Origin of the sequence: Pseudomonas siliginis, assembly GCF_024072275.1 — a bacterium.
In the GTDB taxonomy this organism is placed as follows: Bacteria; Pseudomonadota; Gammaproteobacteria; order Pseudomonadales; family Pseudomonadaceae; genus Aquipseudomonas; species Aquipseudomonas siliginis.
In genome coordinates this window covers 2,045,128-2,071,462 of record NZ_CP099598.1, presented here as the reverse complement: position 1 = coordinate 2,071,462, position 26,335 = coordinate 2,045,128, and the positions used below count along the sequence as shown (strand labels likewise).

The following is a 26,335-nucleotide window of genomic DNA, read 5'->3' as shown; positions in this document are numbered from 1 at the left end:
AAATCAAGAGCCCCTCACCCTAGCCCTCTCCCGGAGGGCGAGGGGACTGATCTCGGTTGCTTGGAAGCGGGGCGTATGACAGTGACAATGTCAGCGACTGAAGCCGCTCTTCAGGCTTACACCGATCGGCTCCCTCTCCCTCCGGGAGAGGGCTGGGGTGAGGGCAAGCGAACACCCCCAATGCAAGGGCTCATACCCTCATCAATGCCATGACCACCCCAGTTCCCTGCTACCACTGCGCCCTGCCCGTCCCGTCCGGCAGCCGCTTCACCGCCGTCGTCCTCGGGCAGGCCCGCGAGTTCTGCTGCCCGGGCTGTCAGGCGGTGGCCGAAGCCATTGTCGCCGGTGGTCTGCAAAGCTATTACCAGCATCGCAGCGAAGCCTCGGCCAATCCCGAAGCGCTGCCGGTGCAACTGAGCGATGAACTGGCGCTGTACGACCGCGCCGACGTGCAGCAACCATTCGTGCGCCACGAAGGCGATCTGGCCGAAACCACCTTGTTGATGGAAGGCATCAGTTGCGCCGCCTGCGGCTGGCTGATCGAGAAACACCTGCGCACCCTGCCCGCCATCGCCGAAGCGCGGTTGAACCTGTCCAACCATCGCTTGCACGTACGTTGGGCCGACGCGCAATTGCCGCTGAGCCAGATCCTCGCCGAACTGCGCCACATCGGTTACGCCGCCCACCCGTACCAGGCCGACCGCGCCAGCGAACAACTGGCCAGTGAGAATCGCCTGGCCCTGCGCCAACTCGGCGTCGCCGGACTGCTGTGGTTTCAGGCGATGATGGCGACCATGGCCACCTGGCCGGAATTCAACATCGACCTCAGTCCCGAGCTGCACACGATCCTGCGCTGGGTCGCGCTGTTTCTGACCACACCGATCGTGTTCTACAGCTGCGCGCCGTTCTTCAAAGGCGCAATGCGCGATTTGCGTACCCGCCACCTGACCATGGACGTTTCAGTTTCACTGGCGATCGGCAGCGCTTACATCGCCGGGATCTGGACGTCGATTACCGGGGTCGGCGAGCTGTACTTCGATGCGGTCGGCATGTTCGCGCTGTTTCTGCTCGCCGGGCGTTATCTGGAACGCCGCGCCCGCGAACGCACCGCTGCTGCCACCGCGCAACTGGTCAACCTGTTGCCCGCCTCGTGCCTGCGCCTGGATAACAACGGTCAGAGCGAACGCATCCTGCTCAGCGAGTTGCGCGTGGGCGAGCGGATTCTGGTGCAGCCGGGCTCGATTCTGCCGGCTGACGGCAAGATCATCGACGGTCAGTCGAGCATCGACGAATCGCTGCTGACTGGCGAATACCTGCCGCAGCCACGCACGCTCGGCGATGCTGTTACTGCGGGCACGCTCAATGTCGAAGGCGCATTGACCGTGCAAGTGCAGGCGCTGGGACAGGACACGCGTCTCTCCGCGATCGTGCGCCTGCTTGATCGCGCTCAGGCGGAGAAACCGCGTCTGGCAGAAATCGCCGACCGCGCCGCGCAATGGTTCCTGCTGCTTTCGCTGATTGCGGCGGCAGTGATCGGCGTGCTGTGGTGGCAACTGGATTCCTCACGGGCGTTCTGGATCGTCCTTGCCATGCTGGTGGCGACCTGCCCGTGCGCGCTGTCACTGGCGACGCCGACCGCCCTCACCGCCGCCACCGGCACCCTGCACAAACTCGGCCTGCTGCTGACACGCGGCCATGTGCTGGAAGGCTTGAACCAGATCGACACGGTGATTTTCGACAAGACCGGTACGCTCACCGAAGGCCGCTTGGTGCTGCGCTCGATTCGCCCGCTCGGCGCGCTCGACAGCGAGCAATGCCTGAGCCTTGCCGCTGCGCTGGAAAACCGTTCGGAACACCCGATCGCCCGCGCTTTCGGTCGCGCGCCGCTGGCCGCCGAGGACGTTCACAGTACACCGGGGCTGGGCCTGGAAGGCGTGGTCGGTGAGCAACGCTTGCGCATCGGTCAGGCGCCGTTCGCCTGTGCCCTGAGCGGCGCGGCACTGCCGTCAATGCCTGATGAGGCCGGACAATGGTTGCTGCTCGCCGACACTCAGGGGCCGCTGGCATGGTTCGTCCTCGACGATCGCCTGCGTGACGATGCCCCCGCCCTGCTCGCGGCCTGCAAAGCGCGGGGCTGGCGCACCTTGCTGTTGTCCGGCGACAGTTCGCCGATGGTCGCCAGTGTCGCCGCCGAACTGGGCATCGACGAGGCCCGTGGCGGCTTGCGCCCCGATGACAAACTGCAAGTGCTGCAACAACTGCACAAGGAAGGGCGCAAGGTGCTGATGCTCGGCGACGGCGTCAACGACGTGCCGGTGCTGGCTGCGGCCGATATCAGCGTGGCCATGGGCTCGGCCACCGATCTGGCGAAAACCAGCGCCGATGCAGTGTTGCTGTCCAATCGCCTCGACGCTCTGGTGCAAGCTTTCACGCTGGCGCGACGCACGCGCCGGGTAATCATCGAAAACCTGCTGTGGGCAGCGCTGTACAATGGCCTCATGTTGCCGTTCGCCGCCCTCGGCTGGATCACTCCGGTGTGGGCGGCGGTCGGCATGTCGATCAGTTCGCTGACCGTGGTGCTCAACGCCCTGCGCCTGACTCGTCTGCCGAGCGCGCCGGCCGCCAGCAGCCCGACCCAAACCCGCCCGCTGCCGGCCTGAGCCGCGCGGGCCTGGAGTTACCGATGCCAGCTCTCTATGTGATGATTCCCGCTGCCTTGCTCATCGTCGCCATCGCCGTGTACATCTTCTTCTGGGCGGTGGACAGCGGTCAGTACGACGACCTCGACGGCCCGGCACACAGCATCCTTTTTGACGATCAGGACCCCAACCACACCGCTGCGGTGGACGAAGCCAACGCCGGCAAACCGGACGACAAGGCGCCACCCCATGCTTGAACTGGCGCCGCTGCTGGTCTCGGCGCTGATCCTCGGCCTGCTCGGTGGCGGCCACTGTCTGGGTATGTGCGGCGGTCTGATGGGCGCGCTGACCCTGGCGATCCCCAAGGAGCAGCGCAGCCGGCGCTTTCGCCTGTTACTGGCGTACAACCTCGGGCGGATTCTCAGTTATGCCACGGCGGGGTTGCTCATCGGTCTGGCCGGCTGGGCAGTCGCCAACAGCCCGGCGGCGCTGTTCATGCGCGTGCTGGCCGGTTTGCTGCTGATCGCCATGGGTTTGTACCTCGCCGGCTGGTGGAGCGGGTTGACGCGCATCGAAGCGCTCGGGCGTGGCTTGTGGCGTTTTATTCAACCCGTGGCGAATCGCTTGCTGCCGGTTTCCAGCCTGCCGCGTGCCTTGCTGCTCGGTGCGCTGTGGGGGTGGCTGCCGTGCGGGCTGGTTTACAGCACCTTGCTGTGGAGCGCGAGTCAGGGCAATGCGCTGGACAGTGCGTTGCTGATGCTCGCTTTCGGCCTCGGCACCTGGCCGGTGCTGCTGGCCACCGGGCTGGCGGCTGAACGGGTGACCGCGATCTTGCGCAAACGCAGCGTGCGCATGGCGGGTGGCTTGCTGGTGATCCTGTTTGGCCTGTGGACCCTTCCCGGCCCGCATCAGCATTGGCTTATGGGCCATTAAATGTGTGGCGCGGCCTTCGCGAGCAGGCTCGCTCCCACAGGTCTTGAGTACGCTGCAAATCCAATGTGGGAGCGAGCCTGCTCGCGAAGACGCCCGCACGAACAACACAAATCCTCGCCGTTGATGCAAATCAAGATGCCCTGTAACGCACTCCCCTAGACTCGCCACACTGCCAGCCTATCCGGGGGAATGCCCGCATGCTCGACGCCATTCGTTGGGACTCTGATCTGATCCGCCGCTACGATCTGGCGGGGCCACGCTACACCTCGTACCCGACTGCCGTGCAATTTCACGGGCAGGTCGGCACTTTCGACCTGTTCCATGCCCTGCGCGACAGCCGTAAGGCCCAGCGGCCGTTGTCGCTGTACGTGCATGTGCCGTTCTGCGCGAACATTTGTTACTACTGCGCTTGCAACAAGGTCATCACCAAGGATCGCGGCCGTGCGCAGCCGTATCTGCAACGGCTCGAGCAGGAAATCCAGTTGATTGCCTGCCACCTCGACCCGGCGCAAACCGTCGAGCAGCTGCATTTCGGTGGCGGCACGCCGACTTTTCTCAGCCACGACGAATTGCGCCAGCTGATGGCGCACCTGCGCAAGCATTTCAATTTGCTCAACGATGACTCGGGCGATTACGGCATTGAAATCGACCCGCGCGAGGCTGACTGGTCGACCATGGGCCTGCTGCGCGAACTGGGTTTCAACCGGGTCAGCATTGGCCTGCAGGATCTTGACCCGGCGGTGCAGCGCGCGGTCAATCGCCTGCAAAGCCTGGAAGAAACCCGCGCGGTGATCGATGCGGCGCGAACCCTGCAATTTCGCTCGATCAACATCGATCTGATTTATGGCCTGCCCAAGCAGACGCCCGACAATTTCGCCCGCACCGTCGAGGAAGTGATCAGCCTGCAACCGGATCGCCTCTCGGTATTCAATTACGCGCACCTGCCGGAACGCTTCATGCCGCAACGGCGAATCAACAGCAGCGAACTGCCGAGCCCGGCGCACAAGCTGGAAATGCTCCAGCGCACCATCGAGCAACTGACCGCTGCCGGCTACCGTTACATCGGCATGGACCACTTCGCCCTGCCCGATGACGAACTGGCGATTGCCCAGGAAGAGCACACCCTGCAACGCAACTTCCAGGGTTACACCACCCACGGCCATTGCGACCTGATTGGCTTGGGCGTGTCGGCGATCAGCCAGATCGGCGATCTGTACTGCCAGAACAGCAGCGACCTCACTGCCTATCAGAACAGCCTGGCCAGCGCGCAGCTGGCGACCAGTCGCGGCCTGGTGTGCAACGCCGACGACCGCTTGCGCCGCGCAGTGATTCAGCAGCTGATCTGCAATTTCAAACTCGAGTTCGCCGAGATCGAGCAGCAGTTCAACATCGATTTTCAAGGCTACTTCGGCGCGCTCTGGCCGCAGTTGCAAGGTATGGCCGAGGATGGCCTGATCAGGCTCGAGCGCGAGCGCATCGAGGTGTTGCCAGCGGGCCGATTGCTGGTGCGCTCGGTGTGCATGGTCTTTGATGCGTACCTGGAGCAGCAGAACCGCCAGCGTTTCTCGCGGGTGATTTAAGGCTTGGTCAGCAACGAGCCGACTTTGAGGTTCTGGTCAGGATTGAGCGCCGACTGGTTCATGACTTTCGACAGGGCGAGGTTGGCGGTGATCAGGCCACTGTTGAGGGCGGCGATGGCGCCCCGCAGTGCGGCGAGCTTGTTGATCTTTTCCTCGTTGGAGAGGGTTCTGTCTGACATGACCGCCGCCATGCGCGCTTTTTTCTCGATGATTTCTTTTTGAATCTTGCGAATCATCTTCAGCAACTGTTGGATGTTCTCCGGTAAGCCACTGTTGTCGATGTCGCTGTTCTCGCCACCGACAGCGGCGGATTTGGCGATGGCCGCGCCGGACAGCGACACTTTGACGCCCTCGACCAAGGTCGGGGTTGCCGTGTGCGACAAGTCTTCATCGCGATCGATTGCAGCGTCGGTGCTGGTCATCTCCGGCGAAGCGGCAACGCCGCTGCTGCCGGGGCTTAGCGTACCAATGGCGGTCATCGGGGCCTTCCTTGGTTGAGTGCTGATAGCGGGTTATCGGCCGCCGGTGCTGCGGCTTTATGTCTGTAGGACAACGCCGCCACGTGCTGGCCTGAATGTCCTCCCGTGGGTTACCCTTACGGCTTATGTGTGTTTTCCCACAAGGATTGAAGAAATGTCCGAGCCAGTCAAACTGCGCGCTCACAACCAGGCCCACTGCAAGGATTGCAGCCTGGCCCCGCTCTGCCTGCCACTTTCTCTGAATCTGGAAGACATGGATGCGCTCGACGAAATCGTTAAACGCGGCCGCCCGCTGAAGAAAGGCGAATTCCTGTTCCGCCAGGGCGACACCTTTGATTCCGTTTATGCAGTCCGCTCTGGTGCGCTGAAAACTTTCAGCCTGAGCGATGCCGGCGAAGAACAGCTGACCGGTTTCCACCTGCCGAGCGAACTGGTCGGACTGTCGGGCATGGACACCGAAAAACACCCGGTCTCGGCCCAGGCGCTGGAAACCACTTCGGTCTGCGAAATCCCCTTCGAACGCCTCGACGAACTCGCGCTGCAATTGCCGCAACTGCGCCGCCAGTTGATGCGGGTGATGAGCCGCGAGATTCGTGACGACCAGCAAATGATGCTGCTGCTGTCGAAGAAAACCGCTGACGAGCGCATCGCTACTTTCCTGGTCAACCTGTCGGCACGCTTCCGCGCTCGCGGCTTCTCGGCCAACCAGTTCCGCCTGAGCATGTCGCGCAATGAAATCGGTAACTACCTGGGCCTGGCGGTGGAAACCGTGTCGCGGGTGTTCACCCGTTTTCAGCAGAACGAGCTGATTGCCGCCGAGGGCAAGGAGATCCATATCCTCGACCCGATTCAGCTGTGCGCGCTGGCCGGCGGTTCGATCGAAGGCTGATCACGACCCGCGGTTGAGCGAATCGTTTCAGCCGCGGGTATACTGCGCCGTTTGCAGCCCTGCCAGGACACCCCGATGGTCTTCGACTCCTTCGACATCAAATCTCTGATCCGCCCCGTGATCGACTTCCCGAAACCGGGCGTGATCTTTCGCGACATCACCCCGCTGTTCCAGTCGCCGACGGCCCTGCGCCTGGTGATGGACAGCTTCGCCCATCGCTACGTCGAAGCCGACTTTACCCACATCGGCGCCATGGATGCCCGTGGTTTTCTGATCGGTTCGGTACTGGCCTATCAGTTGAACAAGCCGCTGGTGCTGTTCCGCAAGCAAGGCAAACTGCCGGCGGACGTACTGGCCGAAGGTTATGCGACCGAGTACGGCGAAGCGTTTCTGGAAGTGCACGCCGACAGCCTGTGTGAAGGCGATTCGGTGGTGATGTTCGATGACCTGATCGCTACCGGCGGCACGCTGATCGCAGCAGCCAACCTGATTCGCCGCATGGGCGCGCGGGTACATGAAGCGGCGGCGATCATTGATCTGCCAGAGCTGCAAGGCTCGCAGCGCTTGCAGGACATGGGCATTCCTACCTTTTGCCTGACGCAGTTTGCTTTGACCGATAAATAAGCAGCGTCTGACAGGCCGCTTTCGCGAGCAGGCTCGCTCCCACAGGGGAATGCATTTCAACTGTGGGAGCGAGCCTGCTCGCGAAGGGGCCGGCAGCTACACCGCAGGACTTAGAGCCCCATCTGCTTGCTGATGATTTCGTTCATCACTTCCCGCGTTCCGCCGCCAATCGACAGAATGCGATTATCCCGATACAGCCGCTCCACCAGGCTTTCACGCATGTAACCGAGCCCGCCAAGGATCTGCACGGCTTCGGTGGTGATCCGGTCCGAGGTGTCGGTGGCGAAGTTCTTCGCCATGGAAATCTCCTTGATCACGCTCTGCCCCGCCGCCATTTTCGCTGCTTGCCGGTAAGTGAACTCCCGCGACACTTCCAGCGCCGTGGCCATTTCGGCGAGGCGATGTTTGATCACCTGAAACTTGCCGATGGGTTTGCCGAACGCCTCACGCTCGCGCGCCCACTTCAGGCTCTCCTCCAGCGCCAATTGCGCCGTCATGTTGGCCATCAGCGCCAGCGCCAGGCGTTCGCTCTGGAAATTGCCCATGATGCAGGCGAAGCCCATGTTCTCGGCGCCGATGAGGTTTCCTACAGGCACGCGGCAATCGTCGAAGAACAATTCAGCCGTGTCCGACGCCCACCAGCCCATTTTCTTCAACTGCCTACCGACACTGAACCCCGGCGCGCCCTTCTCGATCAGCAACAAACTGATGCCGCCAAACCCCGGCGCACCGGTGCGCACCGCGACGGTGTAGAAATCCGCGCGAACGCCGCTGGTGATAAAGGTCTTGCTGCCGCTGACCCGGTAGAAGTCGCCGTCACGCACGGCGCGGGTTTGCAGGTTGGCGACGTCGGAACCGCCACCGGGTTCGGTAACCGCCAAGGCGCTGATCTTTTCGCCGCTGAGCACTTGGGGGACGACCCGCTCTCGCACTTCAGGCCGCGCCCATTTGACGATCGGCGGCAGGCCGATATCCAGCGAACCCAGCCCCGCCACCAGCCCGCCTGAGCCACAGCGCATCAGCTCCTCACTGGCGGCGACCTTGGCGAACAGATCGCCTTCATGGCTGCCGCCAAGCGCCTCGGGATAGCCGATACCGAGAATGCCCGCCGCACCGGCCTTGAGGTACAGCTCACGGGGAAAGCTTTCGGCTTCTTCCCACTGATCGATGTCCGGCAGGATCTCGCGTTCGACAAAACGTCTGACGCTGTCACGGACCAATTGGTGGCTGGGGTCGAAGTATTCCTGAAAGGCAGGCATGGGCGAGCTCCACGGAGGGGTTCGCCGACGTTAACCGAGCGCTTGCTTGGTTATCAATGAAATTGTGTGAATCAGATCGACCGCAGCGCGGCCATCGCTGGCTTGCCAGCGATGTGGCCCGAAAGGGCGATAGAGACTTACAGGGAGATAGGTTTACGCCCGGCAAACGAATGCGCCAGCGTGCCGCCGTCGACCAGCTCCAGCTCACCGCCCAGCGGCACGCCGTGGGCAATCCGCGAGGCGACCAGGCCTTTGTTGTTGAGCAACTGCGCGATGTAGTGCGCCGTCGCTTCGCCTTCCACCGTCGGGTTGGTGGCGAGGATGACTTCAGTAAAGGTCCCCGCCTCTTCAATCCGCGCCATCAGTTGCGGAATGCCGATCGCTTCCGGCCCCAGGCCATCCAGCGGCGACAAGTGCCCCTTGAGCACGAAATAGCGGCCACGGAAGCCGGTCTGCTCCACCGCATAAACGTCCATCGGCCCTTCGACCACGCAGAGCAGCGTGTCATCGCGGCGCGGGTCGGCGCATTGCGGGCAGAGGTCGTCTTCGGTCAGCGTGCGGCACTGGCGGCAATGGCCAACGCCTTCCATGGCCTGGCTCAAGGCCTGGGCCAGACGGGTGCCACCGCTGCGATCACGTTCGAGCAACTGCAACGCCATGCGCTGAGCGGTTTTCTGACCCACGCCCGGCAAGGTGCGCAGAGCGTCGATCAGTTGGCGAATCAAAGGGCTGAAGCTCATGGGTAAACAGTCCGACTAAACAACGAGACGCGGTTTATACCCGCGCCTCTGGCCAGCGTCAAATCCTCAGTCCTGGGCGACCCGGACCACCAGTTTGCCGAAGTTGCGCCCTTCCAGCAGACCGATGAACGCCTCGGGCGCCTGCTCCAGGCCTTCGACCACGTCCTCACGGAATTTCACTTTGCCGTCGCGTACCCACGGCACCATGTGGCTGATGAATTCCGGCTGACGATCACCGTAATCGTCAAAGACGATGAAGCCCTGAATCCGCACACGCTTGGTGAGCAAAGTGCGTTGCAGCATCGGCAAACGATCCGGGCCGGTCGGCGCCTCGGCGGCGTTGTAGCCGGCGATCAGGCCGCACAACGGGATGCGCGCCTTGGGATTGAGCAACGGCACGACGGCATCGAAGACATGGCCGCCGACGTTCTCGTAATAGATGTCGATGCCGTTGGGACAGGCCTTGGCCAGTTGCTCGGCGAAGTCATCGGCCTTGTGGTCGATGCAGGCATCAAAACCCAGCTCCTCGACCACGTATTTGCACTTCTCGGCACCACCAGCCACGCCGACCGCGCGCAGACCTTTGATCTTCGCCACTTGCCCGACCACCGAGCCGACGGCACCGGACGCTGCAGCCACTACCAGGGTTTCGCCCTCTTTCGGCTGGCCGATGTCCATCAGGCCCATGTACGCGGTCATGCCCGGCATACCCAGCACCCCGAGGGCCATCGACGGGCTCGGCAGGCCGGCCGGGATCGGCATGATGTTGCGACCGTCGCTGATGCTGTGGCTCTGCCAACCGGTGGCGCCAACCACCAGATCACCTACGTGGAATTTCGGATGATTGGACTGCTCGACCCGACTGACCGCACCACCGGTCATGACTTCGCCGATTTGCACTGGCGCAGCGTAGGACGGAGCGTCGCTCATGCGCCCGCGCATGTACGGGTCGAGAGAGAGGTACAGGGTTTTCAGCAGGACTTGACCGTCCTGCAGATCGGGCAATGCCTCGCGCTCCAGACGGAAGTTCTCCGGGGTCGGCGCGCCGCTCGGGCGCGAGGCGAGGACGAAGCGTTGATTGAGGGTGAGAGGGTCGGACATGTCAGCGTCTCCTGTGAATGGGGAATTCGGTGTATAGGGAGCAGACCTTGGTAGCGGTGGTGTGTTCGATGTTTCTTCAGTTGTGCCGAGGTGACTTCATTCGCGAGCAGGCTCGCTCCCACACTTGGAAATGCAATCCCTGTGGGAGCGAGCCTGCTCGCGAAAGCGTCAGTCTGCGGCACATGCCCATCAGGCAGAAACAAAAATGCCAGGCACAATGCCTGGCATTTTGTGTAGCTCATCTGCCGCGCAATGGCGAATCAGAACGGCAGTTTCATACCCGCCGGCAGGTTCATGCCGGCGGTCATGCTGCCCATTTTTTCCTGGCTGTTGGCTTCGATCTTGCGCACGGCGTCGTTGACGGCGGCAGCGACCACGGCTTCCAGCATTTCCTTGTCGTCTTCGCTCAGGCCTTCGACCAGGCTTGGGTCGATGCTCACGCTTTTAACGTCGTGACGACCGGTCATCACCACGGTGACCATATCGCCGCCGGCCTTGCCGGTGACTTCGGCGTTGGCCAGTTCTTCCTGCATCTTGGCCATTTTTTCCTGCATCTGCTGCGCCTGCTTCATCAGGCCGGCCATGCCACCTTTCATCATGGGAATCACCTCAAACGTACTTGGATAAAACAGCGCCCGGCCATCTTGGCCGAGCACCTTCAGTTATTAGCCTTGGGTGACCAAGGCGTCGACAGGTTCAATAGTATCGCTTCGCACCACCGCGCCGAACTGCTGAACCATCTGCTGGATGAACGGATCACCATGGATCGATTCCTCCGCCTCACGCTGGCGATTGGCGCGGCGGCGGGAGGCGGCCTGGGCCGGGGTTTCCTGCTCGGGCTTGATCAGCTCGATGGTCAGCGTCAGCGTGCGCCCGTGGAACTGGTTCAACGCGTCGTTGAGACGACGCTGTTGCGTGGCATTGAACAGTGCGCTGTGGGCCGGATCGAGGTGCATCAGCCAGTGATCGCCATCGACCGCAATCAATGTGCAGTTGGCGGCGATGCTGCCGGTCATGCCGGAAATCGGCAGCTTAGGGAACAGCTCCAGCCATTGCAGGGCCAGGCCGGTGGCCGGCGCGGCGGCAGGTTCCGGCTCGGGCTCAGGCTCGGGATCGGCGGCGTGTTCGCTGGCCAGTTCGTCGAGGTAGCTGTATGCCGAATCCATGTCCGGCTCGATGTAGTCTTCATCCAGCGGCGGTTCGTCGTCCATGTCCATGCCCGGCGTAGCGGCATCGACCTCGGCGACGGACGGCTCGGGAATTGGCGCAGCGGCCCACTCCGGCGCATCCGGCACCACGCTGTCCGGGGTCGGCAGCGGCATCGGCGGCAGCTCGGGCTGCTCGCCAGCGGTTTCCAATACCGGCTCGACGGCGGGTTGCTGAACTGGCGCCGGCTCGGCCTCGGCTTCCACCGGGTCGTTCCATGGCAGATCGACCACGGTTTCGACGGCGACTGGCTCAGGCTCCGGTTGCGCTTCGACAACCGGCACAACCGGTTCTGGCTCGGCAGCGGGCGCGGGTGCTGGCGCAGCAGCCGCAGCCGCAGCGACCACCGGCGCAGGCTTCGGCGCGGCAGCCACTGAGTTTGCGGAATCAACTGTGGCCTGGCTGATCCCCACTGGCTTTAGCGGTTGCCTCGGCGCGTCCGCCGTATCCGCCGGGCGGAACGCGAGCATGCGCAGCAAGACCATCTCGAAACCGCCACGCGGGTCCGGCGCCAGCGGCAAGTCGCGGCGACCGATCAGGCCCATCTGGTAATAGAACTGCACGTCTTCGGCCGGCAACGCCTGGGCCAGGGCCAATACGCGATCACGGTCGCCGTGGCCATTGTCGACGCCTTCCGGCAACGCCTGAGCGATGGCCACCCGGTGCAGCACGTTGAGAATTTCCGAGAGCACGCCGTTCCAGTCCGGGCCTTGCTCGGCCAGATGCCGCACGGCTTCGAGCAGCGCCTTGGCATCGCCTTCGATCAGCGCATGCAGCACGTCATAGACCTGACCGTGATCCAGCGTGCCGAGCATCGCGCGCACGTCGGTCGCGAGGACCTTGCCTTCACCGAACGCGATGGCCTGATCGGTCAGGCTCATGGCGTCGCGCATCGAGCCGTCAGCAGCGCGGCCGAGCAGCCACAGTGCGTCGTCTTCGAAAGGTACGTTTTCTGCGGTCAGGACGTGGGTCAAATGCTCGACCACACGCTCGGGCGTCATGTTCTTCAGGGAGAACTGCAGGCAGCGCGAAAGAATCGTTGCCGGAAGTTTCTGCGGATCGGTGGTCGCCAGGATGAACTTGACGTAGGGCGGCGGCTCTTCGAGGGTTTTCAACAGCGCATTGAAGGAATGGCTGGAAAGCATGTGCACTTCGTCGATCAGGTAGACCTTGAAGCGCCCACGGCTTGGCGCGTACTGCACGTTATCGAGCAGTTCGCGGGTGTCTTCGACCTTGGTGCGGCTGGCGGCGTCGATCTCGATCAGGTCGACAAAACGCCCCTCATCGATCTCGCGGCACACCGAGCACTCGCCGCAGGGGCTGGAAGTGATACCTGTCTCGCAGTTCAGGCACTTGGCAATGATCCGCGCGATGGTGGTCTTGCCGACCCCGCGCGTCCCGGTGAACAGGTAGGCGTGGTGCAGCCGTTGGCTGTCCAAGGCATTGATCAGAGCCTTGAGCACATGGGTCTGGCCGACCATTTCGCGGAACGAGCGTGGACGCCATTTACGTGCAAGAACCTGATAACTCATCGAAAACCGTCGCAGCGAAGGAAGCAGAAGCGGCTAATGCTAGCGGAGCAAGGGCAAAATTGCATCCGGTGTCCTCGTCTAATATGGCTAAGCTGCATCAGCAGAGGCTTTTATCAGCTCGGGATGGGGAATTACCGGAGCGTCTATGCGGTGGGCCGTGGCGGCATTGCTGGGTATCAGCCTCAACGCGATGGCAGCGCAAGCGCCGTTGCGCTTCGCCGTGCCGGACAGTTGGGCGATGCCGATGATGCAACTGCAAGGCGGCAGACCGACCCAGGGCATCCTGCACGACGCCCTGCTCAGCCTGGCGACCCAGGTCGGCGCGCCGGCGCAATTCGTCGTCCTGCCGCGCGCGCGGGTACAGAGCGCCATGGAACACGGCGACATCGATGTGCGCTGCTATGCCGCACAGTCGTGGTTGCCGAATCAGTCCGGCGATTACATCTGGAGCGTGCCGTTGTGGTTTCAGCGCGACCTGCTGGTCAGCCGCAAGGAGCAACCGGCGCAGATCGATCCCGCCCGGCTGCCGCGCCAGGCCATCGGCACCGTCCTCGGTTACAGCTACCCTACCCTGCAACCGCTGTTCGACGCCGACCAGTTGCAACGCGAAGACGCGCGCAATCAGGAACAGGTACTGGAAAAGCTGCTGGCCGGGCGATACCGCTATGCGGTGAGCAATCAGTGGACACTGGACTGGATCAATCAACGCCTGCTGCCGGAGCAGCAGTTGCAGGGGGTCGCGGTGCTGCAGGAACAGAATATCGGCTGCTATGTGAGGAACGACCCGAACGTGCCGGTGCAGCGGATCCTGCGCACGCTGCTGCGAATGAAAATGTCCGGCGAGATCGACGACATTATCCGGTTGTACACCGGCGCCTCTTCAACCACACCCTAGCTCCCACAGGGTTGGCCTGGTCAATAACCGTGCGACTCGCGGAATTTCGGCTCGCGGCTGTGGTGATAATCGATCCACTCGACCACGTCGTAAGGCAGATAAAGCTGCTGCCGGGCACGGGACACGGCGATGTACACGGCACAGATGCGCTGATCGAACTCGTAGGCATCCTTGAATTTCTCGTTGCTGAGCAACGTCCGGGTCAACAGCACGCGCTTGAACTCCATGCCGCCAGCCCGCTCGGCCATCATCAACAGACAGGCTTTGCCTGGCTCGATGATCTTTTGGCTCAGGCGAGTCAGGTCGGCAATCATGAAGCCGTTTTGCAACTGCGCCTCGATCCACAAGAAAGCTTCATCGAACTGGTTGGCGGCGCGCACCTGCTGCCAATCAGCCATGTCGCTGAAATACGGGTGCGGTCCTTTCTCGCTGGACCCGGCGTTGTAGAAATCGCGGCGGAACAGCTCGATGGCGGTGGTCATGAAATGCTTGATGTCGTCCTGCGCTTCCCGGTCGGGAAAACTGAAGGCGCAACTGGAGTCGTGCAGATGGATGGCCCACATCATCGTGTCCCAGGGTGACGCGGTCAGCACCACGCAACCTTCGGGCGGCACGAAGGCTTGCGGGTAGTACTCGATATCGACGTCGGCGTGACGAGCGCCTTCGAACGGCACCTTGCTCTTGTGCGTGTGGCGCGAGATCAGCGGATTGACCAGGCGCTCGACATTGCGCCCCGAACGCACCGAATAGCAGATATCGCTCTGACGAACTTCACGCTTGCGCTTGGGCGCCTCGCCCGTGGCCTGCTGATATTCATCGCCGAGGGTGATCAGCACCTGCTGCCCGCGCTCGATGATTTGCAGCAGCGACGCCGGCACGTCCTGGCTTTCGTCGATGATCACATGGGTATAGCGCGGCGGGACGCGGCAACCGGCCAGACTGGCGCGCTTGATCATGAGCAACGTCGGAAAGCCGCTCTGGCTGGCCCAGGCCGGATTGGCTTCCAGATACACCCACAGGCGACTGGAATATTCCAGCAGCGCCTGTGAGTCTGCACCGCTCAAGGGCTGCTGAAAATGCGGCAGGTGCCTGGCGGATAGCGTGTGATCTCTTGAGGCGCAATACAGCTCCAGCACGCGCAGACAAACCTCCAGAGTGCCCTGCCCATCGTGGTGGCGAAAGCCGAAGATATTCAGTTCCTGCGCCAGCGCCTGCCTGCTCGGGATCCGCGCTGGCGTCCTGGCCATGTGCGATCGGGGGCCGAGCAACTGGGCCTGGGCAAAATCGTAGAAGGTCTGGCCAATTTCCGTGTCGTGCACTTGCACGATGTGCTTGCGCAACGTCGCCAGTTTCGCCGGGGTGCGCGCCAGCACCAGGGTGCGTTTCGAGCGCAGGCATTCGATCAGCGCGCTGAGCATGTAACTCTTGCCGATGCCCGCATAACCCTGCACGTGCAGGTCTTCGTCGAGGTTGGCACGGAAGGTTCGCAGCAGTTTGTCCTGCGCCGCGCTTAACCAGTGCTCGCGCTCGCGTGGCGTGACCATTTGCTGGCTGAACGGATTGTTCTGTTGCTGATGGCGAATTTTGTAGTCCACATCCCACTGCCCGCCGGGCAACAGATATTCCTGTGCGGCGACTTCATCGGCCATGAGAAACCGCAGGTTCAGGCCTTTGAGCGCATTGAGGCCGAAATACAATTTGCGCGAATCGAAAAGACGCCGCGCCTCTGCAAGCAGTCCCGCCGATCCGGAGCGCCGGGAGGTGACAGACCAGTCAATGAGTCTGGCGAGAATTTTCTCCGCTGCGCTGGCACTCAGGTCCTTTTCCGTGGCCTGGGCAAGGTTCTGGATGACCAGCACCGCCGCCAGTTCCGGGTCGCTCAGGTTGGCCAGTGCCGCGTCACCCTCGGGCTGCAACAGCGCCGTACACACATCATGGGTGATGGGCAGAAATACCGGGGTGGCCAAATCAAAATGTTCCGGGTGCATACAACCTCGCCGCCTGGGCTTTAATACAACACCAGATCAGTCCTGGTCATTCTCGTCGTGCATTTCATGAGACTGCGGCAAGTTTCCTTCACTGCCGGCCTCGGGGCTGATGCGCAGCTCGAAGGAGTAGCCGCCGAGCGTGCCGGACATGCCGCGTCGTTCAGTGCCGCTGGCCACCGCCGCCGCATCGATCTGCGCCTGCACTTCGTAGAGCGCCATTTCGAGCAGTCTGCGCAGGTGTTCAGGGTTTTGCGCGGTGGCTTGCAGCTGCAGGTCGTACTTTGCGGTCAGCGAGTCTGATGCGTGCTCGACGATCGCCGATTGTGCCTCCACCGGGACCGACTGTTCAGGCTCTTCTGCCGCGTTGAAAACAGCAGATGCCGCCAGAATCGCAGCGTGTTCTTCATCCATCAGGTCGAGCACTCGCGACAGTTCCAGCGTGCGCTCGGGCTGATCCTGCATCTGCGTTTTGACTTCCAGACGCCGCATCTGCCATTCGCGCAGTTTTTCACGAGTCAGATCGTCAATTTCACCCACTTGCCTTACCTCTCAATGCCAGGCGAGGGAGTATGCCACTGTTCGCCTTCAACAGCCGCACGGGTACCGGGGCGCTGTGCTGCTGATCCGCGCGTTTCTGATGGCGGAGCAACGCCACTAGCCAAATCGCAGGCATAAAAAAACCGCAGTGGGCGAAACCCATGCAGTTCTGTCTGAAGCCTTGGCTGGTTCGTTAAGGTGGTGCCCCCACCAGCCACACCCCGGCACACAATGTTCCCGCTGTGGCTGCTTCCTTCCGGATCTGACCAGGTTCACGGGTAATCGTTGCGGGGGGACCGATGGGGTCACCATAACGACGCTTGCCTGTCGGCGAGCCGCGCCATTGTACCTGTCTGAGATGAAGTTACAACCGTTGGTTGCAGATAAAAAATACCAACAGGTTCAAGGACATGCGGTGACGCCAAAAGATCGCAGCCTGCGGCAGCTTCTACAGGGCCAGGACTTCGTCTGCGCGACCGCCCGCATCCTGGATCACCAGATGAATGAAGTGCAGCTTGGCGATCGCCGCTGCCGGCAGTACGAACGGATAAAAATCCGGCTGGCCCATGCTGCGCGACAGTTCGTTGAGCATCCCCGCCAGCTCGATCCACGCATTGACGAATGACAGGAAAGCGCCACCGCCGGGGTGCTCCGGGTCGTACAGGGTGCTGGGCGGAAACGGCTGATAGTCAAAGTCCATTTCCCGCGCGCTCATGCCGAAGCCCAGCGCAGTATCCACGGCGTCCATCATGTGCAGGTAGTGCGCCCAGGTTTCCGCCCAGTCTTCCCACGGGTGCATGGTCGCGTAGGCACTGACGTAGTGCTGCGGCCAGTCCAGCGGTGCGCCTTGCTGGTAATGCCGGTCCAGCGCCTCGGCGTAACTGGCGCGCTCGTCGCCGAACAGGTTACGGAACGCCTCCAGCCAAGGGCCGTTGGCGATGAGGCGATCCCAGTAGTAGTGGCCGACCTCATGGCGAAAATGCCCGAGCAGCGTGCGGTAAGGTTCGTGCATCGCGGCCCTGACCTGTTCACGGTGAGCGTCGTCGGCCTCTTTGATATCGAGGGTGATCAGGCCATTGGCGTGGCCGGTCATCGGCGCGTTGCCTTCCAGGTCAACACCGATGAAGTCGAACGCCAGCCCGGTTTCTTCATCCGTGGTTTTCGGGATGACCGGCAAGCCGAGGGTGATCAGTTGCGCGACCAGTCGACGCTTGGCGACTTCGACCTTGCGCCAGCGTTCGGGATTTTCCGCGACGGAGAGATCAGGGATGGTGCGGTTAAGGCTGCAAGCGATGCACAAGGTGTCGTGATCGTTGGCCGGCAGCAGCCAGTTGCACGCGGCGGGCATGTCGAGGTTGGCGCAGCGGCGGAACAGTCCGGCGTCGGGATCGGCGTCGAGCGTCCAGGTGCCCTCTTCCGGCCCCGGCTGCAGCGAGGTCAGGCGACTTTGTTCAGGTTGATAACCGAGCAAGGCGTTACAGGCCAGGCACTGACTGTTGCGAAAGAACAGCGACTGCCCGCAACGGCACGGCCAGACTTTGCTGTTGCGCGAGGATCCGGCCACGAACGGCGCGATGATGCGGGAACTGAGCTGCTCGAAAAAGCGGTGCATGGCGATCTCTCCCTGGGACTGGCCAAGACTAGATCATTCTGAAGACAACATCGTTCCCACCATAACCGCGCAGCCGGGTGATAGCACCATTGTGGTGAGGGGATTTATCCCCGCTCGACTGCGCAGCAGTCGCAAAACACCGTACACGCGATACAGATGAAATGATCGGTCGCAGGGTTTTGGGGTCGCTGCGCAACCCAGCGGGGATAAATCCCCTCGCCACAGGGGTTCATCCGGACAGGGATAAATCCCCTCGCCACAGGTGTCCATCCGGACAGGGATAAATCCCCTCACCACAGGGGTTCATCCGGTCAGACGGCGACGCCGTGGGTTTTGAGGAAGGCGATAAACGCTTCCTCGTCCATGACCTTCACACCCAGCTCGTTGGCCTTGGTCAGTTTCGAGCCGGCACCCGGGCCTGCGACCACGCAATGGGTTTTCGCCGACACCGAACCGGCGACCTTGGCACCCAGGCTTTCCAGATGATCCTTGGCCACATCCCGGCTCATCAGTTCGACCTTGCCGGTCAGCACCCAGGTTTCCCCGGACAGCGGCAGACCTTCGACGACTTTCTTCTCGCTCTGCCAATGCATGCCGAAATCGCGCAACTGCTGCTCGGCCCGCTCGGCCAGTTGCCGATGGTCAGGCGAGGCGAAGAACTCGCGCACCGAGTTGGCCTGCTTCTCTGGCAATGCCTGGCGCATATCCAGCCAGTCAGCGTTCATCACCGCTTCCAGCGAGCCAAAGCGGTCGGCGAGTTTTTGCGCACCACCGGGGCCGACGAAAGGAATGTGCAGTTTGTCGAGCAAGCCGCCCAGCGTGGTACTGGCGGCGAATTCGGCGCCCAACTCGCCTTGATCCTGAATCTGCAAACCATGGCCGAGCAATTCGCTGATGACCTGCTGGTTGTGCGCATCCTCAAAGAAACTGTGAATCTCGTGCGCCACTTCCAGGCCGACGTCCGGCAGATAGGTCAGCACATGCGGCAAGGCCTGTTGCACGCGCTCCAGCGAACCCAGCGAGCGCGCCAGCACCTTCGCCGTTTCTTCGCCGACATCGGGAATGCCGAGGGCATAGATGAAACGTGCCAGGCTCGGTTGCTTGCTGTCTTCGATGGCTTTGAGAAGCTTGTTGCTCGATACCTCGGCGAAGCCTTCCAGATCGACGATGTCGTCGAACTTCAACGCATACAGATCGGCCGGCGAACTGACCAGACCTTCGTCGACCAGTTGCTCGACGCTCTTGTCGCCCAAACCTTCGATGTCCATGGCCCGGCGCGAGACGAAGTGGATGATCGCCTGCTTCAATTGCGCACCACAGGCCAGTCGGCCGACGCAGCGATAGACCGCACCTTCGCTGAAGGTTTCCTTGCCCTTGCTGCGCTTGACCAGTTGCGTGCGTTCAACGTGGGAGCCGCACACCGGGCAACTTTCAGGAATGGCCACCGGGCGCGCGTCATCGGGGCGACGCTCGGTAACTACCTGCACCACTTGCGGAATCACATCGCCGGCGCGGCGAATGATCACCGTATCGCCGATCATCAGGCCCAGACGCGCGACTTCGTCCATGTTGTGCAACGTGGCGTTGGCCACGGTGACGCCGGCGACTTTCACCGGTTTCAGGCGCGCCACGGGAGTTACCGCACCGGTGCGGCCGACCTGGAATTCCACGTCGAGCAGCTCGGTGAGTTCTTCCATCGCCGGGAATTTGTGCGCGATCGCCCAGCGCGGCTCGCGCGCACGAAAGCCCAGTTCACGCTGGTCGGCAATGCTGTTGACCTTGAACACCACGCCATCGATTTCATAGGCCAGCGAGTTACGGCGCGCGCCGATGTCGCGGTAATACTCCAGGCACTCGTCGATGCCCTTGGCCAGCTTCAGTTCGTGACTGATCGGCATGCCCCACTTCTGCAACTGCTTGAGGTTACCGATGTGGGTGTCGGCGATATCGTGAGACACCTGGCCAATGCCGTAGCAACAGAATTCCAGCGGACGATTGGCGGTGATCTTCGAATCGAGCTGGCGCAGGCTGCCTGCTGCCGCGTTGCGCGGGTTGGCAAAGGTCTTGCCGCCGATTTCCAGCTGCGAAGCATTGAGGCGCTCGAAACCGGCCTTGGACATGAACACTTCACCGCGCACTTCCAGCGTCGCCGGCCAGCCTTCGCCATGCAGCTTCAGCGGAATATTGCGCACAGTGCGCACGTTGACGCTGATGTCTTCGCCGGTGGTGCCATCGCCACGGGTGGCGCCGCGCACCAGCAGACCATCCTGATACAGCAGGCTGACCGCCAGGCCATCGAGCTTCGGCTCGCAGCTGTATTCCACCGCCGCGCCGCCACCAAACAGATCGCCGGCCGGCACGTCGAGGCCTTCGTTGACGCGGCGATCGAACTCGCGCATGTCGGATTCTTCGAAGGCGTTGCCGAGACTGAGCATCGGGATTTCGTGACGCACCTGAGTGAACGCGGTCAACGCCATGCTACCGACGCGCTGGGTCGGCGAATCGCTGGTGATGAGTTCCGGGTTGGCCGCTTCCAGTGCCTTGAGCTCGTGAAACAAGCGGTCGTATTCGGCATCGGGAATGCTCGGCTCGTCGAGAACGTGATAGCGATAGTTGTGCTGATCCAGCTCAGCGCGCAGCTCTAGAATGCGGGTTTTGGCGGCGGTCATGGGTGTTCTCTCATAAAGCAAAAGAGCAGCCGAGGCTGCTCCAGTTTTATTCCATTATCGGCGGCGGGGCCAGAAGATCGCAGCCTCGTTGCACTCGTCAGCTCCTACAGTATCGCGATCCTCTGTAGGAGCTGCCGAAGGCTGCGATCTTTTGATCTGGCCTTAGCGCTTCTGGGTCAATGCGCGGCGTTCGAATTCGACGATGCGCTGACGGTAATGCTCAATCGTCTGCGCGGTCAGTACGCTGCGCTGATCGTCTTTCAATTCGCCGTTCAATTCCTGGGACAGCTTGCGGGCTGCCGCGACCATCACGTCGAAGGCCTGCTTCGGATGACGCGGGCCTGGCAGACCGAGGAAGAAGCTCACCGCCGGAGTGCTGAAGTGGTCAATGTCGTCCAGATCGAAGATACCCGGCTTGACCGCGTTGGCCATGGAGAACAGCACTTCGCCGTTGCCGGCCATGCTTTCGTGGCGGTGAAAAATGTCCATCTCGCCGAAACGCAGGCCGCTTTCGAGAATGTTCTGCAACAGCGCCGGGCCTTTGAAGCCGGCCGGGTCGCGGCAGATCACGCTGATCACCAGGACTTCTTCGGCTTGCGGCTGATCTTTTTCCGCCACGGCCGCTGCAGGCTTACTGTCTTCGGCGAAATCGTCGTCACGGCTGCTGAAGCTCGGGCCGCCGTCCAGATCGAGGTCGAGGTTCAAGTCGCCCTGCGCCGGGCCGTTGCTGCCGCGCTTGCCACGTTTCGAACCGGATTCACGCGGCTCGCGGGCTTCGCGGTTGGGCATGCTCACCGACGGCAGATCGTGCTCGTCCAGTTGTGGCTCTTTGTGCGTGTCCAGCACGCGGGCCGGGCCCAACAGCTCGGCGCTGGTGTCCTCGTCCGGCAGATTGGACAGGCTCCGGTCGAGACGGAATTTCAGCTTTCCCTTGCCGCCGCGCATACGGCGCCAGCCATCGAAAAGAATACCGGCTATCACAATGATGCCGATGACGATCAGCCACTCGCGCAGACCGATTTCCATGTAATCCCGTGCCTCTATAAAAAATGCTGAAAAATAAGGGGTTTACACTGCGTAAACCGCTTTAAAACGTGGCGCCAACTCTATGTTCTGACAGGCGTTTTGCCCACGTATACGAAAAATTGACATTAAACTAGCACGACCAAAGACAACTTTACACCGTCTGTCTCATTTGGCTTGCGCGAATATGTCGATTGGCCATCCGGCCGATGTCAGTAAAAAGTCCTACAGACCTCCAAAACTATTCCGACACCACACCGACTCAGGCGTCCACCATCGCCATCGCCTCCTCGACATCCACCGCCACCAGTCGCGAGCAGCCCGGTTCATGCATCGTCACACCCATCAACTGCTCGGCCATTTCCATGGCGATCTTGTTGTGGGTGATGTAGATGAACTGCACGGTCTGCGACATCTCTTTGACCAGGCGTGCGTAGCGTCCAACGTTAGCGTCATCCAGTGGCGCGTCAACCTCATCGAGCATGCAGAACGGCGCCGGGTTCAACTTGAAGATGGCAAAAACCAGGGCCAGTGCAGTCAAGGCTTTTTCGCCGCCGGAAAGCAAATGGATGGTGCTGTTCTTCTTCCCGGGCGGCTGCGCCATGATCGTCACCCCTGTATCGAGTAGATCTTCGCCCGTCAGTTCCAAATACGCGCGCCCGCCACCGAAAACTTTCGGGAAAAGTGCCTGCAAACCGCCGTTGATCTGATCAAAGGTATCTTTGAAACGGTTGCGGGTTTCCTTGTCGATCTTGCGGATGACGTTTTCCAGGGTCTCCAGCGCCTCGACCAGATCGGCGTCCTGCGCATCCAGATAACGTTTACGCTCCGATTGTTGCGTGTATTCGTCGATGGCCGCGAGGTTGATCGCACCCAGGCGCTGAATCCGCGCGTTGATGCGTTCGAGTTCTTCTTCGGCTTCGCGTTCACTGGCTTGTGCGGTCAATGTGGCGAGCACGCCGTTGAGATCGTAGCCATCTTCGAGCAATTGATCCTGCAAAGCCTTGCGCCGTACGGTCAGCGCCTGCCATTCCATGCGTTGCTGTTCGAGCTGGCCGCGAATCAACTGCGATTGCTGCTCGGCCTGGGTGCGGCGTTTTTCCGCGTCGCGCAATTCACGATCGGCGTCTTCCAGGGCGATCTGCGCGGTCTTGAGTTCTTCATCGACGGTCATGCGCTTGTCGAGCAGTTCTTCAAGTTTCAGACGCAGCTCTTCCAGCGGCGCCTCACCCTCCTCCAGATTCAGACTCAACTGTTCGCGCTTTTCAGTCAGGCGCTCGGCCTGCATCTCCAGACGCTCCAGCGCCTGTCGCGTGGAGTCATGCTGGGCGCGCAACGAGCCGAGACGCACGGCCAGTTGATGGGCGTGATCCTTGTGCTGCCGGGCTTCCTGACGCACGCGATCAAGGCGCTCGCGCAGGCTGTCGCGCTGGGCCAGCAGCAACTCGCGCTGCTCGGTGTCGAGCGCCATGGCGTCCAGCGCTTCCTGCAATTGCATGCGCGCTTCGCCGACCTGTTCGTGCTCAAGCTCGCGCTGTTCGGCGAGTTCGACCAGTTCTTCATCGAGACGGGTGCGGCGCAATGTCAGCTGTTCGGCTTTGGCCTTACCGGCGGACAACTGCGCTTTCAGTTCGCCTTGCTGGCGCGCTTCGTCCTGCAGCAAGCGGCGCAGATGTTCGCGGCCGTTTTCCTGCTGGCGCTGTTGCGCGCGCAAGGTTTGCAGGCGGGTTTCCATGGCCTCGACGGTGGCTTCGCGCTCTTCGCGTTCAAGCTGCAAGTCTTCGATTTCCTGGCCACGGGCGAGCATGCCGCTTTCCGCTTCGCTGGCGCGACGTACGCGTAAAAAGTGTCGACCCACCCAATAGCCATCGCGGCTGATCAGGCTCTGCCCGGCGCTCAACTGACCGCGCAACGCCAGCGCCTGTTCAAGGCTGTCGACCGGTTTGACCTGGCCGAGCCACGGCGACAGATCGATCTGCGCCTCGACCTTGTCCAGCAGGCTGCCAGCCACCCGCACGCCATCACTGGCCGGGCTGAGCAGGCGCAAATCGCCTTGGGTGAAACCGGACAGATCGAAGCCGCTGAAATCGTCGACCAGTACCGCTTGCAGATCGGCGCCGAGCACGGTTTCCACCGCCAGCTCCCAACCGGCCTCGACCTTCAGGCCTTCGGCCAGACGCGGACGCTCGGCGAGGTTGTGTTCCTTCAACCACTCAGCAGTGCCGGTGCCGGGATCGAGCGCGGCCTGCTGCAAGGCTTCCAGCGACGCCAAACGCCCGTTGAGCCGCTGCAGATCGCCCTGCGCCTGCTGCTGGGCGGTCAACGCCTGCTGCAATTCCTGACGCAGTTGTTCGAGCTTTTCGACCTGCGCTTCTTCGCTGGTCTGCAAATCTTCGAGAGTCGCTTCGGACTCGGCGAGCTGCTCGTTGAGCGCCATGATCGCCGCGTCTTCCGGGTCGGCGGACAGTAACGCACGTTCTTCGGCGAGGCGCTTCTGCCGGTCGGCCAGGCGCTCCATGCTGCTTTCCAGCTGCTGGATCCGCGATTGCTGGACTTCAGCCTGACGGCGCGGTTCGGCAGCGGTCAGGTTGAAAGCGTCCCACTGCTCCTGCCAGCCGTGCATGGTGGTTTCGGCTTCTTCGAGGGCCGCAGCGGCTTCCTCGGCGGCGGCGCTGGTGACTTCCTGCTCGGGGGTGAGCATGTCCAGTTCTTCGCCGAGGGTCAGCAGCAACGTGCGGTCGTGGCCCAGGTGCGATTCGGTTTCCAGACGCGCGCGCTCGGCTTCTTTCAGATCGTCCTGCAACTGACGCAAACGCTGCTGGCCGTGCTGGATGCTCTGCTCGACCCGGGCGATGTCGCCGCCGACCGAATAGAAGCGGCCCTGCACCAGATTGAAGCGTTCGGACAGGTCGTGGTGACCGTCGCGCAGGCGTTCGATGGCGGCGTCAGCGTTACGCTGTTCAGCGACCAGCGCTTCGAAGCTGACTTCCTGGTTGCCGATGATCGACTCGCGCTGGCCGACCTGCTCGTTGAGGTCCTGCCAGCGCAGCGCCGACAGTTGCGCCTTGAGCTGACGCTCTTCGGCCTTGAGTTCCTGATACTTTTTCGCCGCCTCGGCCTGACGGTGCAGTCGTTCGAGCTGGCGCTCCAGTTCTTCGCGCAGGTCGGTGAGGCGGGCGAGGTTTTCGTGGGTGCGGCGGATGCGGTTCTCGGTCTCGCGGCGGCGCTCTTTATATTTCGAGATGCCGGCGGCTTCCTCGATGAAGTTACGCAGGTCTTCGGGCTTGGATTCGATCAGCTTGGAGATCATCCCCTGTTCGATGATCGAGTAGCTGCGGGGACCGAGGCCGGTGCCGAGGAAAATATCGGTGATGTCGCGCCGACGGCATTTGGTGCCGTTGAGGTAATACGTGGTCTGGCTGTCGCGGGTGACTTTGCGGCGGATGGAAATTTCCGCGTAGGCGGCGTATTCGCCGAGCAGCGTGCCGTCGGAGTTGTCGAACACCAGTTCGATGCTGGCCTGGCTCACCGGTTTGCGGCTGGTCGAGCCGTTGAAGATGACATCGGTCATCGACTCGCCACGGAGGTTCTTCGCCGAACTTTCGCCCATCACCCAGCGCACGGCGTCGATGATGTTCGACTTGCCGCAACCGTTCGGCCCGACGACCGCCGCCATGTTACTGGGGAAGTTCACCGTGGTCGGGTCGACGAAGGATTTGAACCCCGCCAGTTTGATGCACTTCAGCCGCACGCTCAGGCAACCGTCAGCGCAGACACCACCAGATCGCAGCTGCGCTGGGCATACGCCGTGAGCACGATGCGGATCTGCGGCAAATCACGGGCGAGTACGGCGGCGAGCAAGCGTTCGAACAGTTCGAGGAATTCGCTCATTTCCGCCTTGCGCTGTTCGAGGGCGAGGAAATACGCGCGGCTCATCGCCGGCTGGAGGTTCTCGACGGTTTCTTGCAGGTACGGATTGTTGGCAAACGGATAGGCGGCGCGCATCACCGCGAAGCTGTCATCGACGAAGCTGCGGATATCGCCGCGTTCGTAATTGGCGGTCAGGCGCTGCTGGATCTGCACGAACGGCGCCATGTCCGACTGCACTTGCCAGCCATTGGCCACGGAATTGCCGAGCAGGATGTACAACTCGCTCATCAGCGTGCACAGGCTCTGCACCTTGTGCGGCGTCAGCTCGGTAACGTGGGCGCCACGACGCGGCAGGATCGCGATCAGGTGACGGCGCTCGAGGATCAGCAAGGCTTCGCGGACCGAACCGCGGCTGACGTTGAGCGCCAGCGTGACCTTCTGTTCCTGGATGCGCTCTCCCGGCTTCATTTCGCCACGAATGATGCGTTCGGCGAGGTGGTGAGCGATTTGCTCGGCGAGGCTGTCCGGCGCCTTGAACGTCATGGTTGTCCTTCAAACTCTATCGATCTGCACAAGCGGCGCAGTGTAGCGCAAATGCGCGGTCATGGCGGAGTGCCCACTCAGCGGTTTTTGGCACGAATCCCGCAAAAAAGCGCGGTGACCGATGAAGGTCAATACTGAATAGACACGCTGTTGATCGACGAAACGGATTTTCCTGACCTTTAAGTCAGAAAACCATTGACCGAAAAGTCAGACCTG

Annotated in this window: 20 protein-coding genes and 1 other RNA gene; 7 read left to right on the top strand and 14 right to left on the bottom strand. The window is 61.9% G+C overall.

The features are described 5' to 3' along the window. Positions 1-209 precede the first annotated feature (209 nt). The 4 genes from NF676_RS09780 (at position 210) to hemN (ending at position 5,152) form a co-directional block, all read left to right on the top strand. Complete coding sequence (locus NF676_RS09780) at positions 210-2,660, top strand: heavy metal translocating P-type ATPase (RefSeq protein ID WP_252887621.1); 2,451 nt, start codon at positions 210-212, stop codon at positions 2,658-2,660. Positions 2,661-2,683: 23 nt separating this feature from the next. Further along, entirely contained in the window at positions 2,684-2,896 is a 213-nt protein-coding gene (gene ccoS, locus NF676_RS09775) for a cbb3-type cytochrome oxidase assembly protein CcoS (RefSeq protein WP_039763029.1), read from the top strand. Beyond that, complete coding sequence (locus NF676_RS09770; protein ID WP_041479091.1) at positions 2,889-3,572, top strand: sulfite exporter TauE/SafE family protein; 684 nt, start codon at positions 2,889-2,891, stop codon at positions 3,570-3,572. The genes ccoS and NF676_RS09770 overlap by 8 nt, the downstream gene beginning before the upstream one ends. 197 nt (positions 3,573-3,769) lie before the next feature. Beyond that, complete coding sequence (gene hemN, locus NF676_RS09765; protein ID WP_252887620.1) at positions 3,770-5,152, top strand: oxygen-independent coproporphyrinogen III oxidase; 1,383 nt, start codon at positions 3,770-3,772, stop codon at positions 5,150-5,152. Here the strand turns inward: hemN and NF676_RS09760 are convergent. Next, positions 5,149-5,631: a hypothetical protein gene (locus NF676_RS09760; protein WP_076566956.1), complete on the bottom strand. Its 483-nt coding sequence runs from the start codon at positions 5,629-5,631 to the stop codon at positions 5,149-5,151. The genes hemN and NF676_RS09760 overlap by 4 nt on opposite strands. A gap of 154 nt (positions 5,632-5,785) precedes the next feature. Here NF676_RS09760 and fnr point away from each other — a divergent pair, with 154 nt between their 5' ends. Together fnr and NF676_RS09750 are read left to right on the top strand one after the other, a co-directional pair. Then, complete coding sequence (fnr, locus tag NF676_RS09755; RefSeq protein WP_016773865.1) at positions 5,786-6,520, top strand: fumarate/nitrate reduction transcriptional regulator Fnr; 735 nt, start codon at positions 5,786-5,788, stop codon at positions 6,518-6,520. Positions 6,521-6,595: 75 nt separating this feature from the next. After that, the gene (locus NF676_RS09750; RefSeq protein ID WP_024012326.1) at positions 6,596-7,144 is read left to right on the top strand and encodes an adenine phosphoribosyltransferase; all 549 of its coding nucleotides are present in this window, start codon (positions 6,596-6,598) and stop codon (positions 7,142-7,144) included. A gap of 110 nt (positions 7,145-7,254) precedes the next feature. Here the strand turns inward: NF676_RS09750 and NF676_RS09745 are convergent, their stop codons facing one another. The 5 genes from NF676_RS09745 to dnaX form a co-directional block, all read right to left on the bottom strand. Further along, entirely contained in the window at positions 7,255-8,403 is a 1,149-nt protein-coding gene (locus NF676_RS09745) for an acyl-CoA dehydrogenase family protein (RefSeq protein ID WP_252887619.1), read from the bottom strand. 137 nt (positions 8,404-8,540) lie between these two features. Continuing rightward, positions 8,541-9,143, bottom strand: coding sequence for a recombination mediator RecR (gene recR / locus NF676_RS09740; protein WP_016773861.1), 603 nt, complete (start codon positions 9,141-9,143; stop codon positions 8,541-8,543). 66 nt (positions 9,144-9,209) lie between these two features. Beyond that, positions 9,210-10,244, bottom strand: a complete 1,035-nt coding sequence (gene curA / locus NF676_RS09735) for an NADPH-dependent curcumin/dihydrocurcumin reductase (RefSeq protein ID WP_095180857.1) — start codon at positions 10,242-10,244, stop codon at positions 9,210-9,212. Positions 10,245-10,504: 260 nt separating this feature from the next. After that, positions 10,505-10,843, bottom strand: coding sequence for a YbaB/EbfC family nucleoid-associated protein (locus NF676_RS09730; RefSeq protein ID WP_003223337.1), 339 nt, complete (start codon positions 10,841-10,843; stop codon positions 10,505-10,507). Positions 10,844-10,909: 66 nt separating this feature from the next. Next, complete coding sequence (gene dnaX / locus NF676_RS09725; protein WP_252887618.1) at positions 10,910-12,982, bottom strand: DNA polymerase III subunit gamma/tau; 2,073 nt, start codon at positions 12,980-12,982, stop codon at positions 10,910-10,912. A gap of 145 nt (positions 12,983-13,127) precedes the next feature. On the opposite strand from dnaX, the gene NF676_RS09720 reads away from it, so the two are divergent. Next, positions 13,128-13,877 carry a substrate-binding periplasmic protein gene (locus NF676_RS09720; protein WP_236169140.1) on the top strand — a complete coding sequence of 250 codons (750 nt, stop codon included), beginning with the start codon at positions 13,128-13,130 and terminating at the stop codon, positions 13,875-13,877. Between the two features lie 20 nt (positions 13,878-13,897). Here NF676_RS09720 and NF676_RS09715 read toward each other — a convergent pair whose 3' ends face one another. From NF676_RS09715 to NF676_RS09680, 8 genes are all read right to left on the bottom strand, one after another. Next, positions 13,898-15,865 carry a hypothetical protein gene (locus NF676_RS09715; protein ID WP_252877775.1) on the bottom strand — a complete coding sequence of 656 codons (1,968 nt, stop codon included), beginning with the start codon at positions 15,863-15,865 and terminating at the stop codon, positions 13,898-13,900. Positions 15,866-15,901: 36 nt separating this feature from the next. After that, positions 15,902-16,402 (bottom strand): hypothetical protein, encoded by a 501-nt coding sequence (locus tag NF676_RS09710; RefSeq protein WP_252887617.1) that lies wholly within the window; start codon positions 16,400-16,402, stop codon positions 15,902-15,904. A gap of 205 nt (positions 16,403-16,607) precedes the next feature. After that, an RNA gene (gene ffs / locus NF676_RS09705) (signal recognition particle sRNA small type) lies at positions 16,608-16,704 on the bottom strand. Positions 16,705-16,850: 146 nt separating this feature from the next. After that, positions 16,851-18,014, bottom strand: coding sequence for a zinc-binding metallopeptidase family protein (locus tag NF676_RS09700; protein ID WP_252887616.1), 1,164 nt, complete (start codon positions 18,012-18,014; stop codon positions 16,851-16,853). 311 nt (positions 18,015-18,325) lie between these two features. Then, entirely contained in the window at positions 18,326-20,683 is a 2,358-nt protein-coding gene (ligA, locus tag NF676_RS09695; RefSeq protein ID WP_252887615.1) for an NAD-dependent DNA ligase LigA, read from the bottom strand. 162 nt (positions 20,684-20,845) lie between these two features. Next, the gene (gene zipA, locus NF676_RS09690) at positions 20,846-21,709 is read right to left on the bottom strand and encodes a cell division protein ZipA (protein ID WP_016773851.1); all 864 of its coding nucleotides are present in this window, start codon (positions 21,707-21,709) and stop codon (positions 20,846-20,848) included. A gap of 259 nt (positions 21,710-21,968) precedes the next feature. Then, complete coding sequence (gene smc / locus NF676_RS09685) at positions 21,969-25,457, bottom strand: chromosome segregation protein SMC (RefSeq protein ID WP_016773850.1); 3,489 nt, start codon at positions 25,455-25,457, stop codon at positions 21,969-21,971. A 2-nt stretch (positions 25,458-25,459) separates the two neighbouring features. Continuing rightward, entirely contained in the window at positions 25,460-26,119 is a 660-nt protein-coding gene (locus tag NF676_RS09680; protein WP_039763015.1) for a GntR family transcriptional regulator, read from the bottom strand. Positions 26,120-26,335 lie beyond the last annotated feature (216 nt).

Excerpts from the sequence above, each read along its gene's own strand:
- ccoS (WP_039763029.1), top strand. The coding sequence starts at position 2,684 with ATGCCAGCTCTCTATGTGATGATTCCCGCTGCCTTGCTCATCGTCGCC.
- NF676_RS09720 (WP_236169140.1), top strand. The coding sequence starts at position 13,128 with ATGCGGTGGGCCGTGGCGGCATTGCTGGGTATCAGCCTCAACGCGATG.
- NF676_RS09780 (WP_252887621.1), top strand. The coding sequence starts at position 210 with ATGACCACCCCAGTTCCCTGCTACCACTGCGCCCTGCCCGTCCCGTCC.
- NF676_RS09745 (WP_252887619.1), bottom strand. The coding sequence starts at position 8,403 with ATGCCTGCCTTTCAGGAATACTTCGACCCCAGCCACCAATTGGTCCGT.
- NF676_RS09680 (WP_039763015.1), bottom strand. The coding sequence starts at position 26,119 with ATGACGTTCAAGGCGCCGGACAGCCTCGCCGAGCAAATCGCTCACCAC.
- recR (WP_016773861.1), bottom strand. The coding sequence starts at position 9,143 with ATGAGCTTCAGCCCTTTGATTCGCCAACTGATCGACGCTCTGCGCACC.
- NF676_RS09770 (WP_041479091.1), top strand. The coding sequence starts at position 2,889 with ATGCTTGAACTGGCGCCGCTGCTGGTCTCGGCGCTGATCCTCGGCCTG.
- zipA (WP_016773851.1), bottom strand. The coding sequence starts at position 21,709 with ATGGAAATCGGTCTGCGCGAGTGGCTGATCGTCATCGGCATCATTGTG.
- hemN (WP_252887620.1), top strand. The coding sequence starts at position 3,770 with ATGCTCGACGCCATTCGTTGGGACTCTGATCTGATCCGCCGCTACGAT.
- ligA (WP_252887615.1), bottom strand. The coding sequence starts at position 20,683 with ATGACCGCCGCCAAAACCCGCATTCTAGAGCTGCGCGCTGAGCTGGAT.
- curA (WP_095180857.1), bottom strand. The coding sequence starts at position 10,244 with ATGTCCGACCCTCTCACCCTCAATCAACGCTTCGTCCTCGCCTCGCGC.
- NF676_RS09715 (WP_252877775.1), bottom strand. The coding sequence starts at position 15,865 with ATGCACCCGGAACATTTTGATTTGGCCACCCCGGTATTTCTGCCCATC.
- NF676_RS09730 (WP_003223337.1), bottom strand. The coding sequence starts at position 10,843 with ATGATGAAAGGTGGCATGGCCGGCCTGATGAAGCAGGCGCAGCAGATG.
- NF676_RS09700 (WP_252887616.1), bottom strand. The coding sequence starts at position 18,014 with ATGCACCGCTTTTTCGAGCAGCTCAGTTCCCGCATCATCGCGCCGTTC.
- NF676_RS09760 (WP_076566956.1), bottom strand. The coding sequence starts at position 5,631 with ATGACCGCCATTGGTACGCTAAGCCCCGGCAGCAGCGGCGTTGCCGCT.
- dnaX (WP_252887618.1), bottom strand. The coding sequence starts at position 12,982 with ATGAGTTATCAGGTTCTTGCACGTAAATGGCGTCCACGCTCGTTCCGC.
- fnr (WP_016773865.1), top strand. The coding sequence starts at position 5,786 with ATGTCCGAGCCAGTCAAACTGCGCGCTCACAACCAGGCCCACTGCAAG.
- NF676_RS09750 (WP_024012326.1), top strand. The coding sequence starts at position 6,596 with ATGGTCTTCGACTCCTTCGACATCAAATCTCTGATCCGCCCCGTGATC.